The organism is Victivallis lenta (assembly GCF_009695545.1).
Classification (GTDB): Bacteria; Verrucomicrobiota; Lentisphaeria; order Victivallales; family Victivallaceae; genus Victivallis; species Victivallis lenta.
The window spans coordinates 1-2,421 of sequence record NZ_VUNS01000069.1 but is presented as its reverse complement, the minus strand read 5'-3'; the positions used below and the strand labels follow the sequence as shown (position 1 = coordinate 2,421).

3 protein-coding genes and 1 pseudogene are annotated in these 2,421 nt (G+C 51.6%); 2 read left to right on the top strand and 2 right to left on the bottom strand.

Annotated elements, in window-relative coordinates:
* Together FYJ85_RS22815 and FYJ85_RS22810 are read left to right on the top strand one after the other, a co-directional pair.
* Nucleotides 1-695: YagK/YfjJ domain-containing protein (locus FYJ85_RS22815; RefSeq protein WP_206213431.1), on the top strand; the 695-nt coding region annotated here is incomplete at its 5' end.
* 209 nt (nucleotides 696-904) lie between these two features.
* The gene (locus tag FYJ85_RS22810) at nucleotides 905-1,561 is read left to right on the top strand and encodes a hypothetical protein (RefSeq protein ID WP_154420983.1); all 657 of its coding nucleotides are present in this window, start codon (nucleotides 905-907) and stop codon (nucleotides 1,559-1,561) included.
* Nucleotides 1,562-1,635: 74 nt separating this feature from the next.
* Here FYJ85_RS22810 and FYJ85_RS22805 read toward each other — a convergent pair whose 3' ends face one another.
* Both FYJ85_RS22805 and FYJ85_RS23485 read right to left on the bottom strand, forming a co-directional pair.
* Nucleotides 1,636-1,947: a hypothetical protein gene (locus tag FYJ85_RS22805; protein WP_154420982.1), complete on the bottom strand. Its 312-nt coding sequence runs from the start codon at nucleotides 1,945-1,947 to the stop codon at nucleotides 1,636-1,638.
* A 116-nt stretch (nucleotides 1,948-2,063) separates the two neighbouring features.
* Nucleotides 2,064-2,421, bottom strand: a pseudogene (locus FYJ85_RS23485) (hypothetical protein); the annotation flags it as partial.

The following is a 2,421-nucleotide window of genomic DNA, read 5'->3' as shown; positions in this document are numbered from 1 at the left end:
TGTTCGAATCCATCATGAGAACAATTACTGAACAGAAATCAACCATAACATATTCAACAGAAACTTATTCGAAGGAAGAAACCATGCCGAAAAGACACCATCATACGGAAAGCCGGTTAAACAATTTATCCGTAAATGCCGATCCGGAGCATCCCGTTTATCGTGAAGCAACCACCGAGATTCAAAAACGATTGCGATATATGGTTGACAAACACAGCCAGGTATTTGTGGGGCATCTGGAGTTTCGTTTTCCCCCTGAAATGGAAACTCAGAGTGACAATCGGCATATTTCCAATGCGGTACGCAAATGCCGGATGAAGTTGAAGCGGGAGGGAATCGACGCCCAGCTTGTCTGGGCGCGGGAACAACGTAATTCCGATCAACCGCATTATCACTGCTATCCGATCTGTGACGGCAATAAAGTACAGCATGTTCAGCGGGTGGCCGGATTCTTCAAGGAAATCTGGTCCCGTGAGATTGGCGCATCCCCTGAATCCAATTATGTACGGTATTGCCCTCCGCAGGAACAGGCGGACAACAATACCGGCATACGGATTCGCCGTCATGGTTCAGATGCGGAAACGCAACTGCATAATGCCTCTCACTGGATGAGTTATGCCGCAAAAGTGAATGAAAAAGAGAAGACACCGGAGGGATGTCGGATGTTCGGATTTACGCAGATACCGAAGGCATGATTGAAACGGCTGTAAAAAAATACAGCGAATCTACTATGATATGAGAGTCCGGCGGAGTCCGGATGATGATGATAATTTAGATTACCGGCTCGTGTGCGGTAAAACGCACCGGCCGGACATCCCAAAAGTTCGTTTTATTTTTAGAACAACAATATTATGACAGGCATCCTCCTGCCGTTTACTCATAACACTCCAAACGAGGTAAAATCATGACCAATGCAGAACTGAACACATTTCTCGATCTGGAATGGAACTGTGCCGCTTTTACGCCGGAAAAAACATCCGTTTCAGCGCCCTTATCCCCGAAACAGTGGGCGCGCATTCTCTCACGGCATCCGGAGCTTCAGGAGTTTTGTCCGTTTGCGGAGTTCACTCCCGCCGACTGGGTTGTCGTCCTTGAAAAACAACTTCCTTTTGCATGGCGCTGCTCCTGCTGGAAAGATTTCACCCCGCATCAGTGGCAGCGACTGTTACGGCACCAGCCGACTTTGCTCCATTATTGCGAAATACCGGATCATCCGGCTGTGCGGAGTGGGCTGCTGGCGAGTGACTGGCCCCTTGAAAAAGAGATCGATACGAGTGATTTTACGCTCGGCGACTGGTTCTGGACCGTCAAGCATAATCCGAGCACGTGGTTTCAATGTCCCTGCCGGGAACAGTTCACGAAACCGATGTGGTGGAGCCTCCTGTACAGCTCCGCCGACCTGCTGCCGGATTGCCCGTGCCTTGACAAATTCAGTGACGAAGACTGGCGTCGTCTTAATATCGTTCCGAAATTAAAGGATCGGATACGCACTCGTGAACAATTCCGGAAATTGATCGACCTGACCAGGTATCCGTTCCGCAATTCCAGATTCGACGAATGATCCATCTGATATTCCAGCATGAATCGAAAAAAGAGATACGCGTCGTTGCTGCGTATCTCTGAGTCTTCAGTCATCTACGCCTTGAACCGCAGATGACATTTCGGACAGCGGTACAGACCGATTACATTTTCATCGATCAATTTGCCCGCCTGAGCGCCGATCAGTCCCCCGGAAGTGATTCCCCAGAGGAGATTCAACACGGCTCCGGCAGCCGCACCGATGGCAGTGCCGGCAACTCCCAACGCACTACCCGCACGAGCACCGCGAACCATGCCGACGATTACCGTTGCTCCTCCTGCTGTAATCCCGGTTGCGGTTCCAACCGTGCAGGCCCGATGAAGCGGGTTGGCAATGGAGGAACATTTCGGACAAAAGACTTTCGCCATAGTAACGACTCCTTCTTTCAGTTGATAAAACCGGCGACCGAAGCCGCCGGGGTGCGAGGTACTCTGTCGTTTGCACCACTTCCGACAGAGGGCGTACCAGGGCAGAGCGCCGTGGACTACTTCCAAAGTTCCGCCGGTTTGCCGTCCAGTCCGAACAGCCGGGTCAGGCTGCGATAACACTGGTCGGCACGGGCGGGACTGTACTTCTTGGCAGTTTCGGTGAAAGCGTTCAACAGGCTCCACCGGGTCGGTTCGGCGAACTCCTCATGCCGGGGATGTTTGAATTCCTTCCAGACACTCAGAATATCGCACGACGGAATCGCCTGACGCTCCGCCGCCACCACCAGCGAAGCACGAACTTCATCATCATTGAGTTCATCGATCTTCAACTCCTCTGCTACATTTTCCAATGTCAGAAACTCCAGTTCCAGAGCGTTCACGGCTTCCAGAACCAGACCGTTCAGTTCGATCCGG

Excerpts from the sequence above, each read along its gene's own strand:
- FYJ85_RS22810 (WP_154420983.1), top strand. The coding sequence starts at position 905 with ATGACCAATGCAGAACTGAACACATTTCTCGATCTGGAATGGAACTGT.
- FYJ85_RS22805 (WP_154420982.1), bottom strand. The coding sequence starts at position 1,947 with ATGGCGAAAGTCTTTTGTCCGAAATGTTCCTCCATTGCCAACCCGCTT.